This window comes from Streptomyces sp. B3I8 (assembly GCF_030816915.1).
In the GTDB taxonomy this organism is placed as follows: domain Bacteria; phylum Actinomycetota; class Actinomycetes; order Streptomycetales; family Streptomycetaceae; genus Streptomyces.
In genome coordinates, this window is record NZ_JAUSYN010000002.1 from 902,492 (window position 1) to 925,735 (window position 23,244).

The 23,244-nt window shown below is 74.1% G+C and carries 24 protein-coding genes and 1 pseudogene; 10 read left to right on the forward strand and 15 right to left on the reverse strand.

Annotation, left to right across the window (positions count from 1 at the left end; genetic code table 11):
• Positions 1–40: 40 nt before the first annotated feature.
• From QFZ64_RS06245 to QFZ64_RS06255, 3 genes are all read right to left on the reverse strand, one after another.
• A complete protein-coding gene (locus QFZ64_RS06245; RefSeq protein WP_307063170.1) occupies positions 41–1,204 on the reverse strand; it encodes an exonuclease SbcCD subunit D in 1,164 nt (387 codons plus the stop codon).
• Positions 1,205–1,344: 140 nt separating this feature from the next.
• Entirely contained in the window at positions 1,345–1,971 is a 627-nt protein-coding gene (locus tag QFZ64_RS06250; RefSeq protein WP_307063171.1) for a YigZ family protein, read from the reverse strand.
• Positions 1,972–2,051: 80 nt separating this feature from the next.
• Entirely contained in the window at positions 2,052–2,801 is a 750-nt protein-coding gene (locus QFZ64_RS06255; RefSeq protein WP_307063174.1) for a hypothetical protein, read from the reverse strand.
• Positions 2,802–2,903: 102 nt separating this feature from the next.
• On the opposite strand from QFZ64_RS06255, the gene QFZ64_RS06260 reads away from it, so the two are divergent.
• Positions 2,904–3,311 carry a CoA-binding protein gene (locus tag QFZ64_RS06260; RefSeq protein WP_307063176.1) on the forward strand — a complete coding sequence of 136 codons (408 nt, stop codon included), beginning with the start codon at positions 2,904–2,906 and terminating at the stop codon, positions 3,309–3,311.
• A 20-nt stretch (positions 3,312–3,331) separates the two neighbouring features.
• Here QFZ64_RS06260 and QFZ64_RS06265 read toward each other — a convergent pair whose 3' ends face one another.
• Both QFZ64_RS06265 and QFZ64_RS06270 read right to left on the reverse strand, forming a co-directional pair.
• Positions 3,332–4,426 carry a cation diffusion facilitator family transporter gene (locus QFZ64_RS06265; protein WP_373430726.1) on the reverse strand — a complete coding sequence of 365 codons (1,095 nt, stop codon included), beginning with the start codon at positions 4,424–4,426 and terminating at the stop codon, positions 3,332–3,334.
• Positions 4,427–4,875: 449 nt separating this feature from the next.
• A pseudogene (locus tag QFZ64_RS06270) lies at positions 4,876–5,545 on the reverse strand (TetR/AcrR family transcriptional regulator).
• A 164-nt stretch (positions 5,546–5,709) separates the two neighbouring features.
• Here QFZ64_RS06270 and QFZ64_RS06275 point away from each other — a divergent pair.
• Positions 5,710–6,270 (forward strand): NAD(P)H-dependent oxidoreductase, encoded by a 561-nt coding sequence (locus QFZ64_RS06275; RefSeq protein WP_307063180.1) that lies wholly within the window; start codon positions 5,710–5,712, stop codon positions 6,268–6,270.
• A gap of 135 nt (positions 6,271–6,405) precedes the next feature.
• On the opposite strand, the gene QFZ64_RS06280 is transcribed toward QFZ64_RS06275, so the two are convergent.
• From QFZ64_RS06280 to QFZ64_RS06290, 3 genes are all read right to left on the reverse strand, one after another.
• Positions 6,406–6,969, reverse strand: a complete 564-nt coding sequence (locus QFZ64_RS06280; protein WP_307063182.1) for a YbaK/EbsC family protein — start codon at positions 6,967–6,969, stop codon at positions 6,406–6,408.
• Between the two features lie 35 nt (positions 6,970–7,004).
• On the reverse strand, positions 7,005–7,577 hold the full coding sequence (locus QFZ64_RS06285; protein WP_307063184.1) for a helix-turn-helix domain-containing protein: 573 nt from the start codon (positions 7,575–7,577) through the stop codon (positions 7,005–7,007).
• 239 nt (positions 7,578–7,816) lie between these two features.
• Positions 7,817–8,554, reverse strand: coding sequence for an acyltransferase (locus QFZ64_RS06290; RefSeq protein ID WP_307063186.1), 738 nt, complete (start codon positions 8,552–8,554; stop codon positions 7,817–7,819).
• A gap of 125 nt (positions 8,555–8,679) precedes the next feature.
• Here QFZ64_RS06290 and QFZ64_RS06295 point away from each other — a divergent pair, with 125 nt between their 5' ends.
• Entirely contained in the window at positions 8,680–9,204 is a 525-nt protein-coding gene (locus QFZ64_RS06295) for a gamma carbonic anhydrase family protein (protein ID WP_307063188.1), read from the forward strand.
• 64 nt (positions 9,205–9,268) lie between these two features.
• Here QFZ64_RS06295 and QFZ64_RS06300 read toward each other — a convergent pair whose 3' ends face one another.
• Entirely contained in the window at positions 9,269–9,922 is a 654-nt protein-coding gene (locus QFZ64_RS06300) for a DedA family protein (RefSeq protein WP_307063190.1), read from the reverse strand.
• A gap of 425 nt (positions 9,923–10,347) precedes the next feature.
• On the opposite strand from QFZ64_RS06300, the gene QFZ64_RS06305 reads away from it, so the two are divergent.
• A complete protein-coding gene (locus QFZ64_RS06305) occupies positions 10,348–10,923 on the forward strand; it encodes a CHAP domain-containing protein (protein WP_307063192.1) in 576 nt (191 codons plus the stop codon).
• A 19-nt stretch (positions 10,924–10,942) separates the two neighbouring features.
• Here the strand turns inward: QFZ64_RS06305 and QFZ64_RS06310 are convergent, their stop codons facing one another.
• Positions 10,943–11,380: a DUF4442 domain-containing protein gene (locus QFZ64_RS06310; RefSeq protein WP_307071597.1), complete on the reverse strand. Its 438-nt coding sequence runs from the start codon at positions 11,378–11,380 to the stop codon at positions 10,943–10,945.
• A gap of 135 nt (positions 11,381–11,515) precedes the next feature.
• On the opposite strand from QFZ64_RS06310, the gene QFZ64_RS06315 reads away from it, so the two are divergent.
• Both QFZ64_RS06315 and QFZ64_RS06320 read left to right on the forward strand, forming a co-directional pair.
• The gene (locus QFZ64_RS06315) at positions 11,516–12,610 is read left to right on the forward strand and encodes a hypothetical protein (protein ID WP_307063194.1); all 1,095 of its coding nucleotides are present in this window, start codon (positions 11,516–11,518) and stop codon (positions 12,608–12,610) included.
• Positions 12,611–12,730: 120 nt separating this feature from the next.
• Positions 12,731–14,074 carry an MFS transporter gene (locus tag QFZ64_RS06320; RefSeq protein WP_307063196.1) on the forward strand — a complete coding sequence of 448 codons (1,344 nt, stop codon included), beginning with the start codon at positions 12,731–12,733 and terminating at the stop codon, positions 14,072–14,074.
• 96 nt (positions 14,075–14,170) lie between these two features.
• Here the strand turns inward: QFZ64_RS06320 and QFZ64_RS06325 are convergent, their stop codons facing one another.
• Positions 14,171–15,016: a spermidine synthase gene (locus QFZ64_RS06325; RefSeq protein ID WP_307063198.1), complete on the reverse strand. Its 846-nt coding sequence runs from the start codon at positions 15,014–15,016 to the stop codon at positions 14,171–14,173.
• A 117-nt stretch (positions 15,017–15,133) separates the two neighbouring features.
• Positions 15,134–16,336, reverse strand: coding sequence for an elongation factor Tu (gene tuf / locus QFZ64_RS06330; RefSeq protein WP_307063200.1), 1,203 nt, complete (start codon positions 16,334–16,336; stop codon positions 15,134–15,136).
• 762 nt (positions 16,337–17,098) lie between these two features.
• Here tuf and QFZ64_RS06335 point away from each other — a divergent pair.
• The 3 genes from QFZ64_RS06335 (at position 17,099) to lnt (ending at position 20,135) form a co-directional block, all read left to right on the forward strand.
• Entirely contained in the window at positions 17,099–17,920 is an 822-nt protein-coding gene (locus QFZ64_RS06335; protein WP_307063202.1) for a TVP38/TMEM64 family protein, read from the forward strand.
• Positions 17,921–18,101: 181 nt separating this feature from the next.
• Entirely contained in the window at positions 18,102–18,281 is a 180-nt protein-coding gene (locus tag QFZ64_RS06340) for a hypothetical protein (protein ID WP_307063204.1), read from the forward strand.
• Between the two features lie 114 nt (positions 18,282–18,395).
• Positions 18,396–20,135, forward strand: coding sequence for an apolipoprotein N-acyltransferase (lnt, locus tag QFZ64_RS06345; RefSeq protein ID WP_307071598.1), 1,740 nt, complete (start codon positions 18,396–18,398; stop codon positions 20,133–20,135).
• Here the strand turns inward: lnt and QFZ64_RS06350 are convergent.
• A complete protein-coding gene (locus QFZ64_RS06350) occupies positions 20,078–20,989 on the reverse strand; it encodes a Gfo/Idh/MocA family protein (RefSeq protein ID WP_307063206.1) in 912 nt (303 codons plus the stop codon). The genes lnt and QFZ64_RS06350 overlap by 58 nt on opposite strands.
• A gap of 119 nt (positions 20,990–21,108) precedes the next feature.
• On the opposite strand from QFZ64_RS06350, the gene QFZ64_RS06355 reads away from it, so the two are divergent.
• Positions 21,109–21,582, forward strand: a complete 474-nt coding sequence (locus tag QFZ64_RS06355; protein ID WP_307063208.1) for a hypothetical protein — start codon at positions 21,109–21,111, stop codon at positions 21,580–21,582.
• A gap of 127 nt (positions 21,583–21,709) precedes the next feature.
• Here QFZ64_RS06355 and QFZ64_RS06360 read toward each other — a convergent pair whose 3' ends face one another.
• Together QFZ64_RS06360 and QFZ64_RS06365 are read right to left on the reverse strand one after the other, a co-directional pair.
• A complete protein-coding gene (locus QFZ64_RS06360) occupies positions 21,710–22,444 on the reverse strand; it encodes a dienelactone hydrolase family protein (RefSeq protein WP_307063210.1) in 735 nt (244 codons plus the stop codon).
• Positions 22,445–22,638: 194 nt separating this feature from the next.
• Positions 22,639–23,175, reverse strand: a complete 537-nt coding sequence (locus QFZ64_RS06365; RefSeq protein ID WP_373430557.1) for a hypothetical protein — start codon at positions 23,173–23,175, stop codon at positions 22,639–22,641.
• Positions 23,176–23,244 lie beyond the last annotated feature (69 nt).

Here is a 23,244-nt window from a genome sequence, read left to right on the forward strand (position 1 = left end):
GGTGTCGCTGCCGTGTCGGTGCCCGTGTCCGCCCTGCCGGTCACGGGGCGGTCTCCCGGGTCCCGGCGTCCGCGCGTACGGCGTCGAAGGCGTCCTGGAGGACGAGGCGCTCACGGTCGTCGGGGGCGGCCCCGCGCACATGGGCCACGAAGTCCTCCGCGACCTGATGGTCGGAGCGGCCGGCCAGCCGGCGGGCGTAGCTGAGGCCGGGCTCCTCGGGGGCGCGGTCCGGGTCGAAGACCAGGCTGAGGGTGTGCGGGAAGCGCTCGATGAGCCGGGCCATGGGCTCGGCGGGCCGAACCGGGTCGGTGAGGGTGGCCTCCACCCACGCCTCCTGGTGCTGGGCCTGCTCCGCGCCGGTGAGCAGGTCCTCCAGGCGGCCCCGGATCCGGGCGAGCGGGCGCGGGACGGGACAGTCGACGCGCTCGGCGGTGACCGTTCCGTCCGCGCCGAGGTCGACCAGCCACATGCTCTTGCGGTGGCTCGCCTCGGAGAAGGAGTACGGCAGCGGGGAGCCGGAGTAGCGGACCCGTTCGGTGAGCGTCTGGCTGCCGTGCAGATGGCCGAGGGCCACGTAGTCGACGCCGTCGAAGACGCCGGCGGGTACCGAGGCGACGCCGCCGACGGTGATGTCCCGCTCGCTGTCGCTGGCCTCGCCGCCGGTGACGAACGCGTGGGCGAGGACGACGGAGCGGGTGCCGGCGGGGCGGTCGGCGAGATCGGCGCGGACCCGGTCCATCGCGGCGGCGAGCACCTGTTCGTGGCCGGCCCTCTCCACCCCGAACCGCTCGCGGACCAGGGCGGGTTCGAGGTAGGGCAGGCCGTAGAAGGCGACGTCCCCGTGGGCATCGGCGAGGACGACCGGGGTGCCGCAGGCGGCGGGGTCGGTGCGCAGATGTATGCCGGCGCGGTCGATCAGCCCGGCGCCGACGCCGAGACGGCGGGCCGAGTCGTGGTTCCCGGAGATCATCACCGTGGGCACGCCGGCCTCGGCGAGGCGGTGCAGGGCGTCGTCGAACAACTCCACGGCGGCCAGTGGGGGCACCGCCCGGTCGTACACGTCCCCCGAGACGACCACCGCGTCGACCTCGCGCACGCGCACGGTCTCGACCAGGTGCGCGATGAACCCGGCCTGGGCATCGAGCATGTTCACCCGGTGGAACGACCGGCCGAGATGCCAGTCGGACGTGTGCAGAAGCCTCATGATCCCCGAGACTAACGGCAGGGTACGACAACGCGGGCGGCTACTCCCGTATCGGCCCGATATGCCCGACTCTCGAGCCACTTCCTCCCCAGGCACCCCCAATGCACCGCGCCCGCGCCCACTTTGTCCCGTTCCGCGGCTCACATGGTGCCGTAGACCTCTCCGCCCAGCTCCAGGCGGGCGGTTCCCGCGGTGAGGTCGGCGAGCCGGGCGCGGAACGCGTCCACCTCGGCGTCCGGCAGCCCGATCTCCAGGGCGACCGCCTCCCCGTAACGGACGTCGCGCACCTCGCGCCCCATGGTCCGCAGCTCGTTCTGCACCTTGCCGGCGCGCTGGTGGTCGACGGTGACGGTGGCGAGCCGGAAGCGCCGGCGGGTGACCGTGCCGAGTGCGTCCAGGGCCTCGCCGACGGCGCCGCCGTAGGCGCGGATCAGTCCGCCCGCGCCGAGCTTGACACCGCCGAAGTACCGGGTGACGACGGCGACGGTGTACCGCATGTCGCGGCGCAGCAGCATCTGCAGCATGGGGACGCCCGCGGTGCCGCCCGGTTCGCCGTCGTCGCTCGCCCGCTGCACGGAGGCGTCGGCGCCGATGACGTACGCGAAGCAGTTGTGCGTGGCGGCGGCGTGCTCCCCGCGGACGGCGGCGACGAAGTCCTGCGCCTGCCGCTCGGTGGCCGCGGGGGCGAGGGCGCACAGGAAACGCGAGCGGTTGATCTCGGTCTCGTGCACGCCGGCGTGGGCGATCGTGCGGTACTCGTCCTGCATACGGGCAGCCTATGCGCCGGCCGTGCGGCACCGTCCGGGGCACCTCGGGCACCCCGCCGCGGCGGGGCCGGGCGGCGGTGTCAGTACCGGGTGCCGATCTCCCGGGTCAGCTCCAGGCCGAACAGCCGGTCGGCGTAGGCGTAGGACTCGAAGCGGGCGCCCGGCGGCACGGCCCCGTCCCTCTCACCCGCCCCGCCCTTCCGGCCCGCCTCACTCGTCACGCCCGCCTCGCCCGCCTCCAGGCTTCGCAGCACGTCGAGGGCGGCGGGCAGGTCGAGATCGTCCTCCCAGGCGGCCCGCAGTCGTCCGCGTACCTCGTCGGGGACGGGGCGGGAGGGATGTTCCGCCCAGCCCGCGACCGACCGGCGCCACCGGGCCAGCGTCCGTGCCGCCTCGGCCAGGGCCCCGGCGTCCGGGGCGGCGGGCAGCCGGCGGGGGCGGGCCAGCAGCACGAGGCGCAGGGCGGTGGGGTCCGCGGTGCCGGACGGGTCGTCGGACGGGTCGTCGGACGGGGCCACCTCCAGGTGCGGCCCGTCCTCGGGGGCCGGCCGGCCGGGGCCGCGCACATGCAGGACGCGTCCGCCGGGCGGGGCCTCCGGCTCGGCGCGGCGGATGCCGAGCGCGTCGGCCCGGGCCCGCAGGTCCGGACCGACGCGGGCGACGGTGAGGCAGGGGCTGCCGTCGAGGTCCAGGGCACGCGCCAGCACGTCCGCCACGAGCAGCAGCCGCAGGGCGGTGGTGTCCTCGCCCACCGGGTGGACGTGGACGCGGGTCAGCCCGCGGGGGAGGTCGATGGGTTCGCCGCTCCGGGCGTCGGTGATACGCAGCACGCTGCGAAGCGTAGGCCCGGGAATCCCGTCACGCTCCCCGTCGTTGCGCGTGACGGGCGTGTCCTCGTGTCACGCACCGGTCCGACGGCGAAGGAGTCCCACGTGTACGGCGACAGCGCGACCATCCGCACGATCCTCACGGAGCTGGGCGACACCTGGGCGGTCGTCGGCCTGTCGACCAATCCGAACCGGGCGGCGTACGGCGTCGCCGGGGTCCTGCAACGGTTCGGCAAGCGGATCGTGCCGGTGCATCCCAAGGCCGAGGCGGTCCACGGCGAGCCGGGCTATCCCTCGCTGGAGGCGATCCCGTTCCCGGTGGACGTGGTGGACGTGTTCGTCAACAGCGAGCTGGCGGGTCCGGTGGCCGATCAGGCGGTCACGATCGGGGCCAAGGCGGTCTGGTTCCAGCTCGGCGTGATCGACGAGGAGGCGTACGCGCGCACCCGCTCGGCGGGCCTGGAGATGGTGATGGACCGCTGCCCGGCCATCGAGATCCCGCGGCTCGTCTGAACTCCCGCCGCCGTCGTCGCTCAGTGGGGGTGGGGTCCGTCCCGGTGGACCGGCCCGTGCGCCCGCTCGCAGTGCGGGCCGCGCGGCGGGGCGGTGCCGGCGGAATCGGCGGTGGCGGCGGTGTCGCCGGGCAGCGCCACCTGGAGCAGCCGTTCGGGGGCGTGGTCGACCTGGAGCGTGGTGTGCGTGATGGCGTACTCCCCCTGCAGCACCTTCTCCAGATCGCGCCGCACCTCGTGGCACTCGCCGCCCGGCTCCACCAGGACGTGCGCCGACAGTGCGGCCTGGCCCGAGGTGATCTGCCAGACGTGCAGGTCGTGCACCTCCACGACGCCCGACCGGCCGGCCAGGCGGTCGCCCAGCACGTCCGGGTCGACGTCGGTGGGCGCGGCCTCCAGGAAGATGCGCCCGGAGTCGCGCAACAGCCCATAGGCCGCCCTGACCATGAGGGCGACGACGACGAGCGTGGCCAGCGCGTCGGCCCGGGCGAAGCCGGTCAGCACGACGACGAGCGCGGCGACGGCGGTGCCGATGAAGGCGAACAGGTCGTTGAGGACGTGCTGGTAGGCGCCCTCGACATTGAGCGAGGTGCGGTTGGCCCGGGACAGGCACCAGGTGGCGGCCACGTTGACGGCGATGCCGACCAGCGCGGTGACCAGCATCAGTCCGCCCTCGACCGCCGGCGGGGAGATGAGCCGGCGCACCGCCTCGTAGGCCAGCCAGGCCCCCAGGATCAGCAGGGTCAGGCCGTTGACCTGGGCGGACAGGATCTCCGCACGTTTGAGCCCGTAGGTGTAGCCGCCCTGTGCCGGCCGCGCGGCCAGCCGCATGGCGACCAGGGCGAGCACGATGGACGCGGCGTCGGTGAGCATGTGGGCCGCGTCGGAGAGCAGGGCCAGCGAGCCGGCGAGGAGGCCGACGACGACCTCCGCGGCCATGAAGACGGTGATCAGGACGAGCGCGGCCCCCAGCCAGCGGCGGTCGGCGTCGGCGGACACACCGTGCGAGTGACCGCCGTGACCGCCGTGACCGCCATGACCGGCGTGACTGTCGGGACCGGAGGCCTCGGCGTGGGCGGAACGACTGAGGTGACTTGAGTTACCCGTGTGACTCATATGACTCGTGTGAGTGATGTGACTCGTGTGACCGGCGAACGTGTCGTCCGTACCGGGCGCGGGGCGCCGCCCCGTGCCGCGGGCGCGCGTGCGGTCGTCGCCGTGGTCGCGCCTCTGGTCGTCGTCGTGCCGGTGGTCGTGGTCGCTCATGTCGGATGCCTTCCCCCATTGCCGCGGACGCGTCGCACCCGGCCAGGGTGCGGTGCTCCGACTGCCACGCCCGGGTCCGGCGGCGACCGCCTCACCCGGACACCGCAGTGGGTGCCCCGGACGAAAGTCAAACGCATCGGCGCACGGAACGGCAAAGGCTGCACCGGTGACCGTTGTCATCTCCGATCCCCACGGCTCCCACCTGCGACGATGCCGCCCACCGTGCGGGCCGCCCGGGGACGGCCGTCAGCGGAGGACCACACGGTGGGCCGTCGGCGGGCGGCCCGCACGGGGGTCCGTCAGCGGCCGTCCGGCGCCACGGCCCCCGTGCAGCGCGCCACGAGGGCGTACCAGCCGGACTCGACGCGCTCCAGCGACATGCCCTCCCGGACGACCAGGTGGTCGACGAGGGCGGTGTCCAGGGAGGCGAGCAGGAGAGTGGGCGAGCAGGTCGAGGTCGCCGCCCGCCCTCGCCTCACCCAGCAGCAGGCGGAGGTGGCTCAGCCGGAGGCGGTAAGCCCCTACGGTGCGCCGGCGGCGGCTGTCGGTCTGGGCGGCGAGATAGATGTCGCGGTGCGCCTGCTCGTGGCGCAGAACCGCCGAGCCGAAGGCCCGCAGCCGCTCCACGGCGGGGGCGCCGGGACCGAGCGGCGGCGGTCCCGTGAGGAACCGCTCCTGCAGGGCCTGTTCGTGCGAGTCGAGCAGGGCCATCATCAGCCCCGCCCGGTCGCCGAACCGCCGGAACACGGTGCCCTTGCCGACTCCCGCCCCGTTGGCGACGGCCTCCATGGTGAGGTTCTCGGCGCCGCGCAGGGTGACCAGGTCGGCGGCGACCTCCAGCAGCCGGGCGCTGTTGCGCACGGCGTCCGCCCGCAACCGGGGTCCCTCGCCCACGGATTCGAGCACCAGGTCCGCCCGTCCGGCGGGGTCGTCCCACGACGGGCGCGGGGAGGGGAGCGGCTCGGTCATGAAAAGAGAGTAGCGCTCCGGGAAGACATACGGACCGGAGTCCGTTAGTACGGATGGACCGCGGTCCGTTTGACACTCGGACACCGGCCACCTAAGTTGTACAACATTCAACGGACTCTGGTCCGTTTCCCCCCTCCGCTCGCTCTACCTGGGAGTTTCTCACCATGTCCGTTCGCATCCTCGCCCTGGTCGGCAGCCTCCGCGCCGGTTCCCACAACCGTCAGCTCGCCGAGGCCGCCGCGAAGCACGCCCCCGAGGGCGTCGAGGTGAGCATCTTCGAGGGCCTGGCCGACATCCCCTTCTACAACGAGGACATCGACGTGGAAGGTTCGGCGCCCGAGGCCGCCGTCGCCCTGCGCACGGCGATCGCCCAGGCGGACGGCCTGCTTCTGTTCTCGCCCGAGTACAACGGCACCATCCCGGCCGTGCTGAAGAACGCGATCGACTGGGCCTCCCGCCCGATGGGCACCGGTGCCGTCGCGGGCAAGCCGGTCGCCGTGGTCGGCACCGCGTACGGCCAGTACGGCGGGGTGTGGGCGCAGGACGAGACCCGCAAGGCGGTCGGCATCGCCGGCGGCAAGGTCGTGGAGGAGGCCAAGCTCTCCATCCCTTCCTCCGTGATCCGCTTCGCCGAGCTGCACCCGGCCGACGACGCCGAGGTCGTCGAGGGCCTGGGCAAGGTCGTCGACCAGCTCGTCGCGCAGTCCGGCGCCGCGGCCGCCTGAGCCCCCGCCTCCGTCTCTGCGGGGCCCACGGGCGCGGCACCGCGGACACACGGCAGGAACCGTGACACGGCGGTGGGCCGGGACCCTTCGAGGTCCCGGCCCACCGCCGTGTGCGTACGCGTGGCCGGCGAAGGCTCAGCCGGCCGCGACGCCCAGCCCCTCCAGCACCACGGCGTTCGGCAGCTCCGCGAACGCCTTGCCGGGCAGCAGCAGCTTGCCGCGCCGTCGGCCACTGCCGACCAGGACGTACGGCAGGTCGACGACGGCCGCGTCCACGAGGAGCGGCCAGTCGCCCGGCAGGCCGACGGGCGTGATGCCGCCGTACTCCATGCCGGTCTCCCCCGTCGCCGTCTCCATCGGCGCGAACGACGCCTTGCGGACGCCGAGCTGCCTGCGCACCACACCGTTGACGTCGACACGGGTGGTGGAGAGGACGACGCACGCGGCGAGCGTGGTCCCACCGCCGCGCCGGCCCGCGACGACGACGCAGTTCGCGGACCGCTCCAGCAGCTCCTGGCCGTAGTGCTGGACGAAGGTCACGGTGTCGGCCCACTCGGGGTCGGTGTCCACGTACACGAGCTGGTCGGCGGGTACGGCGCCCGCCCAGTGGCGTACGGCGTCGGCGACCGGGCCGACCAGCGTGTCGAGACACTCGGGGGCGGGGAGGGCGGAGTCGAAGTGTCCGAGAGGAGCGCGCATGGCGGCACGGTAACAGCCGTGAGTGGGGGCCGTGTTCAGCGGACCGGGGGCACCGAGACCGTCATCACCATCTCCATGGGCTCCTCGCCGTCGTTGCCGTAGCTGTGCGGGAGGTGCGCCTCGAAGGACGCGCTCGCGCCCGTCGGCACGCGGTGTTCCTCACCGTCCACGGTGAGCGTCAGCCGTCCACCGGTGACGTGCAGGATCTCGACCGTGCCCACGGGGTGCGGGTCGGAGGGGCGGTGCTCCCCCGGCATCAGTCGCCAGTCCCACATCTCCAGCGGCCCGGGCGCCTCCGTGCCGGCCAGCAGCCTGCCGTGGCCGCCCGCCTCGCTGTGCCACATCCGCACGGCCTGGTCGGCGGGGACGACACGGACACGGGGGCCCTGCTCGTAGTCGAGGAGGGTGGGGAGGCTGACGCCGAGCGCGTCGCCGATCTTGACGACCGTGCCGAGGCTGGGGTTGGTGCGGGCCTGCTCGATCTGGATGAGCATGCCCCGGCTGACTCCCGCACGGGCGGCGAGCGTCTCGAGCGTGAACCCCCGCTCGGCGCGCCAGCGTCTGACGTTGCGCGCGAGGGACTGGGTCAGCAGATCGAGGTCCGACACGTTCCGCCCCGCACTCCGTTCGCTCGACCGTTCCGTCGTTCCGCCGTTCCGTCCGCGTCGGCGCCACCGGCGCACAGGACGCGGCTCGCGACGGCGGATCACCGTCGACCGCACCCTATCGTCCGCCCCACCGCGCCCGGGGGGCCCGCCGCGTCCGCGAAGCAAGCCCGCCGCGTCCGGGGCGCCCGCGATGTCCGCGGAGCCCACCATGTCCGTCGGCCCGGCCCGGTCGGGCCCGGTCAGGCCTCGGCCTCGGCCTCCAGTGCGGACAGTGCCAGCAACTGCTCCGGGGTGATCCCATCGGGGATCGGCACCGGCGGGGGCGTGCGCAGCGGCGGCTGCCAGCCCTCCTCGGGCGTCCAGCGCCGCACCACCCGGGCGGGGGCGCCCGCCACCACCGCGTGGTCGGGCACGACACCCCGTACGATCGCGCCGGCCGCCACCACCACGTTCCGGCCGATCCGGGCACCCGGCAGGATCACCGCGCCGGTGCCGATCCAGCAGCCGGGCCCGATCGACACGGGCTCCATGCGCGGCCATTGCTTGCCGATGGGCTGGTGCGGGTCGTCGTAGGAGTGGTTGGTGGACGTCACGTAGACGTAGGGGCCGAAGTAGCAGTCGCTGCCGATGGTCACCGTGGTGTCGGCGATGACATGGCTGCCGCGGCCGAGGACGACGCCGTCGCCGATACGCAGGATGGGGTCGGGGCCGAGGTCGAGGTCGGGCATCAGCCCGGCGGTCAGGGTGACCTGTTCGCCGACGATGCAGTAGGCGCCGAGGCGGATCCAGGGCTCGCCGAAGACCGTGCCCAGCGGGAAGGCGAGTCTGGTGCCCGTGCCCAGCGCACCGAAGCGGAACCGGCCGGGGCGCTCCGCGGTGACGGAGCCGGTGCGCTGTGCCCAGGCCCAGCCCGCGTGGACGGCGCGCTGCGCGAGGCGGCCGGTCCAGGACGCCATCGTGTTCCTCTTGCTGGGCATCCGCTCACGGTACTCAGCACGGGCCGGGCGCACGGCACCGTGCAACTGTGATCTTCACCCCAGGGGACGGGCCGGGAATGGCGTACGGTGCCGGATGACCGACGGCCGGGAGCGAGGAGACGGTGATGACGGACGGCGCGCTGATCAGGGGAATCGGGGGCAAGGAGCCGAGGCTGGGCGAGGGGGTGTTCGTCGCGCCGACGGCCGTGGTGCTCGGTGACGTGACGCTGGGGGCGGGCGCGAGCGTCTGGTACGGGGCGGTGCTGCGGGCCGACGTGGAGGGCATAGCGGTCGGCGCGCTGAGCAACGTGCAGGACAACTGCACCCTCCACGCCGATCCGGGTTTCCCGGTGTCCATCGGCGAGCGGGTCTCCCTCGGGCACAACGCGGTGGTACACGGGGCGACCGTGGAGGACGACTGTCTGATCGGCATGGGCGCCACCGTGCTCAACGGCGCGGTGATCGGGACGGGTTCGCTGGTCGCCGCGCAGGCGCTGGTCCCGCAGGGGATGCGGGTGCCGCCGGGTTCGCTGGTGGCGGGGGTGCCGGCCAAGGTGAAGCGGCCGTTGACGGAGGAGGAGCGGGAGGTCGTGACACTGAACGCCACGATGTACGGGGACCTGGCGAAGACCCACGGCGAGGCGGGCTGACGGGAGCCCCCGCCGCCCCCGCCTCGAACCACCCCGCGGGGGGGGGGAGCGGTCGGGGGAACGGTCAGTCGGTGGCCGGGACCGGCTCCGGCTCCTCCGCCCCGGCCCGGTCCGCCGTCGCTTTCGCCGCGCGCCGCTTGACGATCAGCATGGACGCGACGCCCACCAGCGCGGCGGCGGCCAGGCCCAGGTAGGAGAACCGCTTGAGCCAGTCCTCGGCGACCACGCCGACGTAGTAGATCACCGCGGTCGTGCCGCCCGCCCAGACGATGCCGCCCAGCAGGTTGGCGATCAGGAACTTCCAGTAGGGCATGTGCAGCACCCCGGCCAGCGGGCCCGCGAAGATGCGCAGCAGGGCGATGAACCGGCCGACGAAGACCGCCCACATGCCCCACTTCTGGAACGACCGCTCCGCCGTGGCGACATGTCCCTCGCCGAAGTGCCGGGGGAACTTCTTCCCGAGCCAGGCGAGCAGTGGCCGGCCGCCCTTGCGGCCGATCGCGTAGCCGATGGAGTCGCCCACGACGGCGCCGGCGGTCGCGCAGGCGCCCAGGATCACGGGGTTGATCTCGCCGTTCTGGGAGGAGAGCAGCGCCGCCGAGACGAGGACGATCTCGCCGGGCAGCGGAATGCCGAGGCTCTCCAGGCCGATGACCAGGGCCACCAGCGCGTAGATACTGGCCGCCGGCACCGTCTCCAGCCACTCCTGGACGTGCACGCCGGACCTCCCGTTCCTCTGTTGCCTGAAGCCGTCCCCTGAAGTCGCGCCCACCGCATCCGCCCGGTCCGGGCACAATCCCCCTGCCGCCGTGCGGGCGCACACGGGAAGCCTACCGGTTCGGCGTTCGAACCGTAGGTCGCGGCGGTCACGCGGGCAGGGTCCGGCGCCCGGCCGCGCTCGCGCGCCCTCGGATGCGCCGATGGCACCCGGGCGCCCTCCCGCCCGTCAAACGGACGTCGCCAAGTCCCCTCGTACGCGGGCCCGTTGGGACCCGACGGATGGGGAAGGGATCAACCGGCCGGGCCGGCCCGGTGTCGTACGCGGCCGTACCACGTCGGACTCACCACGTCGGACTCACCACGTCGGACCCGCCACGTCGGACCCGCCACGTCGGACTCACTACGTCGGAAGGAACCGTCTCCATGCAGTGGCGCACGTCGAGGAAGTGGTCGTGTCTTCTGGTGGCCGGGGTGGCCGCCGCGCTGACGCTCGGCGCGCCGGGCCCCGCCGAGGGTGCCGCGTCCGCCTCCGTGACCGGGGCCGGGGCGGCCGGCCCGCCCGGCGTGCGGCCGGTGCGGGGCGCCGCGACCGCCGCCCGCGGGCTCGACCCGAGCGCCTATCCGTGGCGGGGCGACGGGCGGACGTGGGAGGCCGACGGGCACGGGTATTACGTGCGCTCGTGCGCCTCCTTCGCGGCCTGGGCGGTCCGGGCCGACGGACGTCCCCGGCGCCACTCCCCCGACTTCCTCGGCGACGCCCGCTCCTGGCGTGGCGCCACCACGGTCCGGGCGCCCCGCGCCGGGGACATCGCCCAGTGGGACCCCGGCGCGGGCGGCGCGGGCCGCCAGGGGCACGTGGCGTACGTCGCCGCCACCGACGGAGCGCGGGTCACGCTGTACGAGTACAACTTCCGCAGCGCCACGAACGGCCACCGCCCGCAGGCCCTGAACGTCCGCACCGTCCCGGCCCGGAACCCCAGCCGCTATCTGCGGTTCTGAGGCACCGGGCGCGGCGGGGTCAGCCGTTGGGGCGGAGGGTCCAGACCACTGTCATCTCGCCGGTGACGGCACCGTCCGCCCGCCGCAGCGCGACGGAGACCGGGAACTCGGGGCGGCGGCCGGCGTCCAGCTCGGCGACGACCTCGGCCGCGGGCCTGCCGAGCGTGGCGGTGGCGGTGACCCGGCCCATCGCGAGCTTGCGGTAGGCGATCTCGGCGCCGACGGCGAGCGGCACGGCTCGCGAGAGCTGGTCCCCGAAGGCGGCCAGCACGACGGCCCCGCTCGCCGACTCGCCCAGCGTGAACATGGCTCCGGCGTGCGGCCCGCCGACGTGGTTGTGGAAGTCGCTCTGGTCCGGGAGGGCCACCACGGCCTTCTCCGGGGAGGTTTCCAGGAACTCCAGTTGGAGGGTCCTGGCCATCGGCACGGTCGCGGCGAGCATCTCGCCGACAGACATCTGGTCTGCGCTCATGCCGTCATGTTACCCGTGAGTAGACACGGGGGGCCAGCCCCCGCCGGGCGCGGATCCGGTACGGGGCTGACGAAGGGAAGTGACCGAAACGTGTCATGGGCAGCACTAGGGTGGCTGGCCATGTGGCCAGGACAGCAGCCGCCCGGGGGCGAGCAGAACCCGCAGGACCAGAACCAGAACCCGAACCCGTACACCCAGCCGGGATACCAACAGCCGGGATATCAGCAGCCGGGGTACCAGCAGCCGAACCCGTACGCCCAGCCCGGGTACCCGCCGCAGGCCCCCAACCCCTACGCGCAGCCGACGCACCCGGGGCAGTCGGGGCAGCCGGGCCAGCCGCAGTGGGGGGCTCCCACCCCTCCCGGCGAGTTCCCGGCGCCGGGAGGCGGCGGTACGGGAGGCGGCGCGGGCGGCGGCGGGAACCGTACGAAGATCGTGGCGATCGTCGCGGCCTGTGCCGTGGTCGTGGCGGCCGCCGTGACCGGGATCGTCGTGCTGAGCGGCGGCGACAAGGACGACTCCGCGGACGGCAAGGACGGGAAGAAGGCGCCCTCCCGTACGTCGCCCGCGCCGGACAGGTCGGGCGGGGCGGTGGACAACCCCCGCTCCGGCGGCGAGGAGAAGGCCACCGTCAAGGGCTGGAAGGTCGACGTCAACCCCAAGTGGGGCGTCGCCTTCGACGTGCCGGCGGACTGGGAAGTCAAGTCCCCCAGCTACGTCAGCGGCTTCGAGGACGAGAAGGGGCAGCCGTACATGGTGATGTCGGCTCCCTCGGTCCTCAAGGAGGAGTGGTGCACCACCGACGAGGACAAGGACGGCCGCACCGAGAGCACCTCACTCGCCGCAACGGGCGTCAAGGGCGCCAACGGTGCCAAGAACACCGACGAGGTCGCGGTGAACACGTCGACGAACTGGGTCTACGCCGGTTACACCCAGCCCGACGAGAAGAGCATCTCCCACGACGAGCCGAAGCCGTACACGACCGCTTCCGGGATCAAGGGCAGCTACACCTGGGCCCGTTCCAAGGACACGCCCGCCAAGGGCAAGTGCGCGACCGACGGCAAGGCCATCAGCTTCGGCTTCAAGAACTCCAACGACGACTTCGTCTCCTGGACCTTCTACGGCGCCACCGGCGTGGATGAGGAGGTGTCCGAGGACACGATCATGAAGATCCTCAGCACGGTGCGCCTGCACGGCCGGCCGACGAATTCCTGACCGCGCGGTCCCCGGCCCGCGCCGGGGGCCCACGGCCCGCCCCTGTCCCCGTCCCTTCCCCACCGACGGCGGCGGGGCGACGGTTTGGCATCCGGCCCCCGCGGCGGCGATAGTCGGCCGGTGACCTCAGCCGCCGCCCCCGGCCACCGCCCCGGCCCTCCTGGCCGCCCCCGCCGTCCCGCGTGGGCGGGGCGCAACTACAGCCTGCTGGCCGCCGCCGCGGTGGTCACCAATCTGGGCGGCAACGGCGCGCTGATCGCCGCCGCCTTCGCGGTGCTGGGCGCGGGCGGCGACGCCGGGGACGTCGGGCTCGTGGCGGCGGCGCGCACACTGCCACTCGTACTGTTCCTGCTGATCGGCGGCGCGGTCGCCGACCGGCTGCCCCGGCACCGGGTGATGGTCGCGGCCAACACGCTCAACTGCCTCTCGCAGGCCGCGTTCGCCGTGCTGGTCCTGGCCGGCGAGCCCCGGCTGTGGCAGATGATGCTGCTCACCGCGTTGGGCGGCACCGGTCAGGCGTTCTTCAACCCGGCCGCCGAGGGCATGCTGATGTCCTCGGTGCGCGGGGAGCAGGCGGGCCGTGCCTTCGCGGTGTTCCGGATGGCGATGCAGTCGGCGTCGGTCGGCGGCGCGGCCCTCGGCGGGGCGCTGGTCGCCGCGATCGGGCCCGGCTGGGTGCTCGCCGTCGACGCGGCGGCCTTCGCGGTGGCGGGGGCGCTGCGCTCCTTCCTCGACGTCGGGCACATCGCGCCGCGCGAGCCGGGCGGCGGCCTGCTGGCCGATCTGCGGGAGGGCTGGCGGGAGTTCGCGGGGCGGCCGTGGCTGTGGGGGATCGTCGCGCAGTTCTCGGTCGCCAACGCGCTGGTGGGCGCGGCCGACGCGGTCTACGGTCCGCTGGTGGCCGAGGAGCACCTCGGCGGGGCGGGGCCCTGGGGGCTCGCCCTCGGCGCTTTCGGCGCGGGCACGGTCGCCGGGGCGCTCGTGATGACCCGGTACCGGCCGCGCCGGCTGCTGCTCGTCGGCACCCTGTGCGTCTTCCCGCTCGCCCTGCCCTCCGCCGCCCTGGCGGTGCCGGTGCCGGTCGGCGCGCTGTACGCGGTGATGTTCCTCACCGGGCTGTCCGTCGAGGTGTTCGGGGTGTCCTGGATGACCGCGCTGCACCAGGAGATACCCGAGGACAAGCTGTCGCGGGTGTCGGCGTACGACTGGTTCGGCTCGATCGCGATGCTGCCCCTGGCGACGGCGCTGGCGGGCCCGGCGGAGTCCGTCCTCGGCCGTTCGAACGCCCTGTGGGGGTGCGCCGCGCTGATCGTCCTCGTCACGGGGGCGGTGCTCTGCGTCCCCGAGGTCCGCGAACTGCGGCGCCGCGCGCCATCGCAGTCGCCGTCGGGCCCGGTACCGGCGACGACGTCGGGCCCGGTACCGGGGGCGGTGACCGCCCCCGGTACGGCCGACGGCGCGTGAACCGCCTGGGCAAACCCCTCACTTCGTAGGAACGTACGCCCGCCCCGGCCGCCGGTGGCGCGGCGGGCACCGGCGGGCACCGGCGGGCACCGGCGGTCAGCCGATGTGGAACGCGCCGTCCGGTGGTTCGGGGGACGGGACCGCCTCCGTGTCGTGGACCGGGCGGGCGGAGCCGATGAACACCCGCAGCGGGTCGCCGTGTTCGACGCGGGCGGGGAACGCGTCGGCGGCCGTACGGCGGATCAGGGCGGCCGTGTCCGGTGGGCGGTGCGCGGCGTACAGGACCGCGTTGCCGAAGCGGCGGCCGCGCAGCACACCGGGCTCCGCGATCAGCGCCAGTTCCTCGAACACCGTGCCGAGAGTGGCGAGTTGGGAGCGCAGGAAGGCGAACGGCGTGGCGTCGGCGAGGTTGGCCAGGTACACCCCGTCGGCCCGCAGCACCCGCGCGGCGGCCCGGGCGTACTCGACAGAGGTGAGATGCGCGGGGACGCGGGAGCCGCCGAAGACGTCGGCGACCAGCACGTCCGCCGATCCGGGCGGCGCGGCCTCCAGCCAGGCGCGGGCGTCCGCGTGGTGCGGCGTGATGTCCGCGCCGGCGGGCAGCGCGAGGTGCTCCAGAACGAGGTCGAGCAGTCCCCCGTCGGCCTCGACGACGTGCTGCCGGGAGCCCGGCCGGGTGGCCGCCACGTACCTGGGCAGGGTGAGCGCGCCCCCGCCGAGGTGCAGCACGTCCAGCGGCCGTCCCGGCGCGGCGGCCGTGTCCACCATGTGCCCGAGCCGTCTGGCGTACTCGAACTCCAGGTGCTCGGGGGCGTCCAGGTCGACGTACGACTGCGGCGCCCCGTCGACGGTCAGCAGCCAGGCGCGCTCCCGGTCGACGTCGGGCATCAGCCGGGCGGTCCCGTGATCCACGTCCCGTACCACGGGTATCGCATCGCTCACGGGACCATTGTGCGGCACGAAGGCGCCCCGGCGGGCACCCCCGCACGGGTACGGGGGTGCCCCCGCGGGCAGGACCCGCGCGGCACGGGGGCGCCCCGGCGGACGCCCCCGCCCGGCTCACTCGACCGCGGTGACCGTCCCCGCCCCGACGGTCCGGCCGCCCTCCCGGATCGCGAAGCCGAGACCGGCCTCCAGGGGGATGTCCCGGTCCAGCTCGACGGTCATGGTGACCGTCTCCCCGGGCCGGGCGACGCCGGCCGCGCCGAGGCCGATGTCACCGGCCACGTCCGCGGTGCGGAAGTAGAACTGCGGCCGGTAGCCGCTTGACACCGCCGTCGTGCGCCCGCCCTCCCGGGCGGACAGCACGTACACCCGCGCGGTGAACCGGCGGCGCGGCCGCACACTGCCCGGCGCCGCGACCACGTGCCCGCGCCCGACCGCGTCCCGCGCCACCCCGCGCAGCAGCAGTGCCACGTTGTCCCCGGCCTGCGCCTCCGCCATCGGCCGGCCGAAGGTCTCGACACCGGTGACGACGGTCTCGACGCCGGCCCCCAGCACCTCGACCCGGTCGCCGACACGCACCGTGCCGCGCTCGACGGCACCGGTGACGACCGTGCCGCGGCCGGTGATGGTGAGCACGTTCTCCACCGGCAGCAGGAACGGCGCGTCCAGGTACCGCTCGGGGACCGGCACGTACGTGTCGACCGCGTCGAGCAGCGCCTCCACGGCCGCCGTCCAGCGAGGGTCGCCCTCCAGCGCGCGCAGCCCGGAGACCCGTACGACCGGTACGGACTCGCCCGGATAACCGTGCGCGGTGAGCAGTTCGCGCACCTCCAGCTCCACGAGGTCGGTCAGCATCGTGTCCTCGCCGTCGTCGACGGCGTCGGCCTTGTTGAGCGCGACGACGAGGTGGTCGACGCCCACCTGCCGGGCGAGCAGCACGTGTTCGGCGGTCTGCGGCATGATCCCGTCGAGCGCGGAGACGACGAGGATCGCCCCGTCGAGCTGCGCGGCCCCGGTAACCATGTTCTTGACGTAGTCGGCGTGGCCCGGCATGTCGACGTGCGCGTAGTGCCGGGTGTCGGTCTCGTACTCGACGTGCGCGAGGTTGATGGTGATGCCGCGCGCGGTCTCCTCCGGGGCCCGGTCGATCCGGTCGAACGGGACGTAGGCGGTGGTGCCGCCGGCGCCGCGGTCGGCCTCTCGGTCGGCGAGGACCTTGGTGAGGGCGGCGGTGAGGGTGGTCTTGCCGTGGTCGACGTGGCCCATCGTGCCGATGTTCAGATGCGGTTTGGTGCGGATGTACGCCGTCTTGGACATGGCGGTACCTCGAAGTCTCTTCGGTGGTGACGCGTGAACGGCCCCGGGCGCGGCGCAGCGGGCGCGCGTCCGGGACGGGGACCCCGAGAACCTGACCGACCCTCCCCCGCAGGGGTCCGCCGGACGATCCGGGGAGGGTCAGCTTCGGGCGCCGTCGACTGCGGCGACGAGAGTGGGCACGGCAGCCTTCGGAGCATCCGCAGCGGCGGATGCGGCGAGGTGGAAGGCGTACCGGAACATGCCCCGATCATGCCCGGCCGCCCGCACCGGGTCGAATGGTTTACGCGCCGCGGCACGCATGGCCACGCCCCTCACGGGTCACGCCCCGCATGGCAGCACCGCGCACGGCCGCGTGGCGATCGACGGCGGTGGACGGGGGAGGGCCACAGGCGGGGCCGGGGGCGAGAGGTGGTCGTGGACGTGCACGCCACCGGCGGCCGTCGCGGGCGTGACCAGCCTGCTCCCCCGGCGGCGTACGCCGCCCGGCGGCGGGTTGCAGGTGCCGGTGCGGGATGCGGAGCGGTCGCCGTCGGACGGGCTGAGGCCCGACCGACCCCGCGGCAGCGGGAGAACGCTTCGGTGAGGGGCCCCGAGGCCGGGCGCGGGCGGGTACGACCGGTGTGTCCGCCGTCGGGGAGCGGGAACCGGCTCGCCGGGGACAGCTCTTCACGGGCCCGGCCCGGGGACTGACGGGCGTTCAGCGCGTCACCCGTGAGATGACCCATACGGCGATCACACACGTTCGTCGGTTAGTGTCACCGGATGCTCGATGCCACCACCCGCTCTGGGGGCACCGCCACGGCCTCTCCCCGGGCCACCACCACCGAACTCACCGCCGCCACGGCCCCGGCCGTTCCCGCGCCGCAGGTGAGTCCCCCGGTCGCCGCCGTCTCCCCCTCACCTGTGCTCTCCCTCGTCGCGCGCTGCGGCAGAGCGCTGCTCTCGCCCTGGGCGCGGCTGGCCCTGCTCGTGATACTGCTCGCCACGGCCGCCACCTGCGTGCTGTTGTTCGAACCGCAGAAGTTGCTGACGCACGGCTGGCCACCACAGCTCGGCGGTGCCGCGGCCGCCTCGGTCTTCGCGGTGGCGTACGGGCTGTGCACGGTCGCCTTCGTGCCGCGCCCGCTGCTCAACCTCGCCGCGGGCGCGCTGTTCGGTTCCCAGTTCGGCACCGGCAGCGCCCTGACGGGCACCGTGCTGGGCGCCGGGCTCGCGTTCGGTCTGGGGCGGCTGCTCGGTCAGGACGCGCTGCGCCCGCTGGTGCGCGGCCGGTGGCTGAAGGCGGCCGACGGACAGCTCAGCCGGCACGGCTTCCGTTCGATGATGGCGGCCCGGCTCTTTCCCGGAGTGCCGTTCTGGGCGGCCAACTACTGCGCCGCCGTCTCCCGGATGCGCTCGACCTCGTTCCTGACCGCGACGGCCCTCGGCTCGATCCCCAACACCGCCGCGTACGTCGTCGCCGGCGACCGTGCCTCCAGCCCCACCTCCCCCGCCTTCCTGACAGCCCTGGCCGTCATCGCCGTCCCCGCGCTGGCCGCCACGGCCCTCGCCTGGCGCAAACGCCACCACCTGCGCGCCGGCTGAACGCGCCCCGCGCCGCCGGTCCGCGGGCCGTCACCGGGCCGGCGGCGACAGGTGCGGACCCCCACGCGGCGGACCCGGCGGCCCGGTCGAGGCCCGGTCACGGGCCGCCGTGACCCATTGCATAGCGGGTGCGTAGCCGACCGGTAGCGGACTGTCAGACCTTGCCCCTACGCTTGTCCGCATGTCCCCCGAATCCGTGTCCTCTGGTTCCGCGCGGTCCGCCGCCGACTTGAACGAGCGGATCCGCGCGCTGTGGATGCGCGCGAACGGATCCCTGACGGCCCAGGAACGGGCCGAGTACGAGGCCTTGGTGGTCCAGTGGGCCTCGGCGATCCGCAAGGACGTCATCGAGGCGGCGTAGTTCCCGTCACCAGCCGTCCGCCCCCTCCTTGCCCCCCCCCGCCCCGTTTGAGATCTTCCCCACCGCGCACACTGACAGCACGCACGTCGGCCGCGGGGAGGGGATCACGTGAGGTTGTCCGAGGGGCTCGACCGGGGGCTTTGGGGGCGGTGGCGGCGCGCCGCCGGGGTCGCGGTCGCCGGCGCCCTGCCGATGCTCGCCTTCCCCGCCCCCTCGCTGTGGTGGTTCGCGTATGTCGCCCTGGTCCCCTGGATGCTGCTGGTCCGCTCGGCGCCGACCGCACGTCAGGCGGCCTACGACGGCTGGGCCGGCGGCTTCGGCTTCATGGTCGCCGTGCACCACTGGCTGCTGCCGAGCCTGAACGTCTTCCTGTTCGTGCTGGCCGCCCTGCTCGGCGCGCTGTGGGCTCCCTGGGGTCTGCTCGTCCACCGCTTCCTCGGCCCCGGCCCCGGTTCGGGTACCGGGGCCGGGCCCGCGGGCAGCGCAGGGCGGGGTGTCCCGCCGTCCGGCCCCCGCGTGGCCGCCGCTCTGCTGGTTGTCCCCTGCGGCTGGCTGCTGCCCGAACTCGTGCGCTCCTGGCAGGGGTTGGGCGGGCCCTGGGGGCTGCTCGGCGCCACCCAGTGGCAGGTCGGGCCGGCGCTTCGGCTCGCCTCCGTCGGTGGGGTCTGGCTGCTCAGCCTCCTGGTGGCCGCCGTCAACGTGGCGGTGACGGCACTGCTCCTCGCGGTGGCGCCCGCGCGCACCTGGCGACGGACGGCCCACGGACGGGCCGGGAGCACCGCAACAAGCAACGCCACAACCGGCGACGCCACAACCCGCATCACCGCGACCGATATCGCCGCGGCCGTCTCCGTGGCGGTCGCCGGTCTGGCCGTCGTGACACTCGCGGTCTCGGCCGCCTGGGTGTGGGCGCCCCGCCCGGCGGTCGACGGCCGGGCCCGGGTCGCCGTCGTCCAGTCGGGCATCGTCTCCGGCGACGACAGCCCCGAACGCCGCTTCGACCGCCAGGAGTCGCTCACCCGACGGCTGGCCGGCCAGGACCTGGACCTGGTCGTCTGGGGCGAGAGCAGCGTCGGCTTCGACCTCGACGAACGGCCCGACCTCGCCCGTCGGCTCGCCGCCCTGTCCCGTCGGCTCGACGCCGATGTACTCGTCGACGTCGACGCCCGCCGCGCCGACCGCCCCGGCATATACAAGAGCGCGATCCTCGTCGGACCCGACGGCCCCACCGGCGACCGGTACGACAAGATGCGCCTGGTGCCGTTCGGTGAGTACATACCGGCACGTTCTCTGCTGGGCTGGGCCACCTCCGTCGGCAAGGCCGCCGGCGAGAACCGCAGGCGCGGCGACGAGCAGGTGGTGATGGACGTCGGGCACGGGCTGCGCGTCGGCCCGCTGGTCTGCTTCGAGACGGCGTTCCCCGACATGAGCCGGCATCTCGCGGCCGACGGCGCCGAACTGCTGCTCGCCCAGTCCTCCACGTCGAGTTTCCAGCACAGTTGGGCGCCCGAGCAGCACGCCTCGCTGGCCGCGCTGCGCGCCGCCGAGACCGGCCGCCCGATGGTGCACGCCACGCTGACCGGGGTCTCCGCGGTCTACGGCCCCGACGGCGAACGTCTCGGTTCCTGGCTCGGCACGGACGACGCCGGCGCCTCGGCGGTGTACGAGGTGCCGCTCGCCCACGGCACGACCCCGTACGTGCGGCACGGCGACTGGCCGGTGCACGTGGCGCTGCTGGTCCTGGCCGCGTTCTGCGTCACCGAGGGCGTACGCGCCTACCGTGCGCACGCGGGCGTTCAGGTCGCGGCGGACCGCTCCAGGACCGCGGTCACGACCCGTTCGCACAGTTCGTGAGTGGCCAACGCGTCCCGGGCGCTGAGCACCTTCCCCGCGCGCACGGCGCCCAGGAAGGCCAGCACCACCTGCTCGATGCCGCGCTGACGGGCCACCGGCACCCAGTCACCGCGGCGGCGCACGGTGGGCTGGCCCTTGTGGTCGATCGTCTCGGCGAGGTTGACCACCTGCCGCTTGCTGTCCTGCCCGGAGACCTCGAGGATCTCCTCGGCCGAACCGCTCAGCCTGTTCATCACGCCGAGCGCGGTGAACCCGTCCCCGGCGAGCTGGAGCACGACGTGGTGCAGCAGCCCGCCCTCGGTGCGCGCCCGCACGGTGACGTCGTCGACCGGGCCGGACACCAGGAACCGCAGCGTGTCCACGACATGGATGAAATCGTCGAGGATCATCGTGCGGGGGTTCTCGGGCAGCCCGACGCGATTCTTCTGCATCAGGATCAGCTCGCGGGGATGGTCGGCGCACTGGACGTAGCCGGGCGCGTACCTCCGGTTGAAGCCGACCGTCAGGGTGGTGTTCCGCTCCTCCGCGAGCGCCACCAGCCGCTCGGAGTCGGCCAGTTCGTAGGCGAGGGGCTTGTCGACGTAGGTCGGCACGCCCGCTTCCAGCAGCCGTGCGACGAGTTCGGGGTGGGCGGCGGTGGAGGCGTGCACGAAGGCCGCGTCGAGCCCCTGGTCCAGCAGCGTCCGCAGCTCGGTGTGACGCTGCCCGGCGGGGAGGTGCAGGGTGTCCGCGACACGGGTGAGCGTGGCGGGTGTGCGGGTGTGCAGATGCAGTTCGACGCCGGGAAGCGTGCCGAGCACCGGGAGGTAGGCCTTCTGCGCGATGTCGCCGAGTCCGATACAGCCGACCTTCACCGATTGTCTCCTCAAATGGTCGACGCTGGTCCCGGGGAAGCATACGGCGCTCACCCATGCGGGGCATTACCCGTCCGTCCGCTCCCCCCGGCCGGGTGCGGACCGCCAGAGTTGCCCGCGTGCATCGAACCACCACCGCAGCGCTCCTGGTCACGGTGACCGCGTCCGCCCTCGCCGGCTGCACGACGGTCCAGCGCCCCGTCGCCCCCGGGCCGCCGCCCTCCCCGCCCCCGTCCCGTACGACCGCGGCCCGCCCGGACGGCAGCGACGGGCCCCGGCTCGTCCAGGCCCCGGCGGACGAGGCCCTGGAACGCACCGGCCCCCGTGCGCCGTCGGCCGGCACGCCGGGCCATCCCGTAACTCCGTCGCACGGCCCGGTCCCGCCGGCGCCCCACCGTGCCCCCGCTCCCCCGGCCGCTCCCCACCGTCACCGCGACGCGCCACCGGCCGGGCACCGGGCCGCGCCGCCCCCGGCCGCCGTCCCGAAGCTCCCGGCCGACCGCTCCGACGTCTGCGCCCTGGGGCGCACCTACGGCCAGTGGCCCGCGGGCAGCCCCCAGTCCCGGATCTGCGACGACACGTACGGCCACTGAAAGCCACGACACGCCGCGCGCCGAGCGGGAACGCGTCCCGCTCGGCGCGACGTGCGACGTGCGACGTACGACGTGCGACGTACGACGTGCGACACGGGCCGGGGTCCGTGGACCGCCGGCGTGCCCGTCAGCCGAGGTGCCGGGCGAAGAACCGCAGTGTGTCGTCCGGTTCATGGACCGGGATCTCCCCGTGTCCGCCGGGGTGGGCGTGCAGGGCCTTCTCGGCCGAGGCCAGGGCGTCGAACAGCGCCAGGCCGTGGGCCCGCGGCACCCGTTCGTCGTCCCACTGCACCCAGAACTGCACCGGGACCGTGATCCGCGCGGCGGCCGATGCCGAGGCCGACGCTCCGCCGAGGCCCAACACCGCGGCACGCACGCGGGGTTCGTCGACGACGAACGGTACGCCGAGTCCGCATCCGAGGGACACCCCCCAGTAGCCCACCGGGCCGGCCCCGACGTGACCGAGCGCCTGGACCGCGTCCAGGACCGCCCGCCATTCGGGGACGGTCCGGCGGGCCACGAGTGCCTGGAAGCCGGCGATCAGCGGAGCCGGCTCCTCACCGGCGGCGATGCGGGCCTGGTTCCCGGTCGCGATCCTGTCGTACTCCTCGTCCACCGGCCGGTCCCCGTGGCCGGGCACGTCCACCGCGACCACCGCGTAACCGCGTTCGGTCACGAGACGGCGGGCACGGGTGACGAGGTCGGGGTCCTTCTTGTGCCGGCCACCGCCGTGTCCCAGCAGGACGAGGGGGCGGGTGCCGACGGCGCCCACGGGCGTCCACAGGACGCCGGGGATCTCATCGAGGGTGAAGAGCTGTTCGCGGACGCCGTCGGACGCCGTCTCGGAGTGGTGCAAGCGCATGGAGTGCCCAGCCTTTCGGAATGCCTTCGACGGGCACTCCCCGGGCCACGTGGGAGAGGGAGCCCCGACCTGTCACTGCGTTGATCGGTCTCACCTCCTCGGTCGCGCACCGGTGTACAGCGGAGCGGAACGTACCATGGGGCCCGCCCACGTCCGTACGGTGGGCGGGCCCGGCGCCTCTCACCCGCGATCCCTCAGGACGCGTGGGGTCGTCTCGGTGGCCCGACGGGTGGTTCGCCGCCCGTCGACAGTTCCCGTTCGAGCCGGTCCATCGCCGCGCGGACCCCCTGCCCGTACGGGTCGTCCCCGAGCGCCTCCGCCGTGCCACGGGCACGGTGGAGATGCCCGCGGGCGGCCTCCCGGCGGCCCAGTTTCACGTAGTCCGCGGCGAGGTTGAGATGCAGGGAGGGGAAGAAGCCCCGCACCGCGGGCGAGCCGTCCGGTGCGGCGGGCCGGACGCCGGTCAGCTCCTCCGCCGCCGACAACGCCCGCAGGTCCCAGGCGAGTTCGTCGGCGGGCTCGTCCTGCGTGTCCGCCAGATAGTGCGCCAGCGTGCAGCGGTGCAGGGGATCCCCGTCCTCCCCGATCTCCGCCCACAGCTGGAGGAACCGGCCGCGCGCCTCCTCCCGGTCGCCGCCGTGGTGCAGCATCACGGCCTGGCCGATCCTGCTGAGCACGGCGTCCGCCGCCCCCTGGGGGTCCCCCGCCGCCGCGCGTTCTCGTGGCTCCACCGTCGTATCCTTCCGGTCCCGCCGCACCCGACCTTTCCGACGCTAACCGCCACCACAGGCGATCCGGCT

Coding starts and splice junctions, on each gene's coding strand:
- QFZ64_RS06250 (WP_307063171.1), bottom strand. CDS start 1,971: ATGCAGGACGAGTACCGCACGATCGCCCACGCCGGCGTGCACGAGACC.
- QFZ64_RS06360 (WP_307063210.1), bottom strand. CDS start 22,444: ATGCGCTTGCACCACTCCGAGACGGCGTCCGACGGCGTCCGCGAACAG.
- QFZ64_RS06340 (WP_307063204.1), top strand. CDS start 18,102: ATGTCCCCCGAATCCGTGTCCTCTGGTTCCGCGCGGTCCGCCGCCGAC.
- QFZ64_RS06280 (WP_307063182.1), bottom strand. CDS start 6,969: ATGCGCGCTCCTCTCGGACACTTCGACTCCGCCCTCCCCGCCCCCGAG.
- QFZ64_RS06265 (WP_373430726.1), bottom strand. CDS start 4,426: ATGAGTCACACGGGTAACTCAAGTCACCTCAGTCGTTCCGCCCACGCC.
- QFZ64_RS06310 (WP_307071597.1), bottom strand. CDS start 11,380: ATGTCTGTCGGCGAGATGCTCGCCGCGACCGTGCCGATGGCCAGGACC.
- QFZ64_RS06305 (WP_307063192.1), top strand. CDS start 10,348: ATGCAGTGGCGCACGTCGAGGAAGTGGTCGTGTCTTCTGGTGGCCGGG.
- QFZ64_RS06275 (WP_307063180.1), top strand. CDS start 5,710: ATGTCCGTTCGCATCCTCGCCCTGGTCGGCAGCCTCCGCGCCGGTTCC.
- QFZ64_RS06315 (WP_307063194.1), top strand. CDS start 11,516: ATGTGGCCAGGACAGCAGCCGCCCGGGGGCGAGCAGAACCCGCAGGAC.
- QFZ64_RS06290 (WP_307063186.1), bottom strand. CDS start 8,554: ATGCCCAGCAAGAGGAACACGATGGCGTCCTGGACCGGCCGCCTCGCG.
- QFZ64_RS06245 (WP_307063170.1), bottom strand. CDS start 1,204: ATGAGGCTTCTGCACACGTCCGACTGGCATCTCGGCCGGTCGTTCCAC.
- QFZ64_RS06295 (WP_307063188.1), top strand. CDS start 8,680: ATGACGGACGGCGCGCTGATCAGGGGAATCGGGGGCAAGGAGCCGAGG.
- tuf (WP_307063200.1), bottom strand. CDS start 16,336: ATGTCCAAGACGGCGTACATCCGCACCAAACCGCATCTGAACATCGGC.
- QFZ64_RS06335 (WP_307063202.1), top strand. CDS start 17,099: ATGCTCGATGCCACCACCCGCTCTGGGGGCACCGCCACGGCCTCTCCC.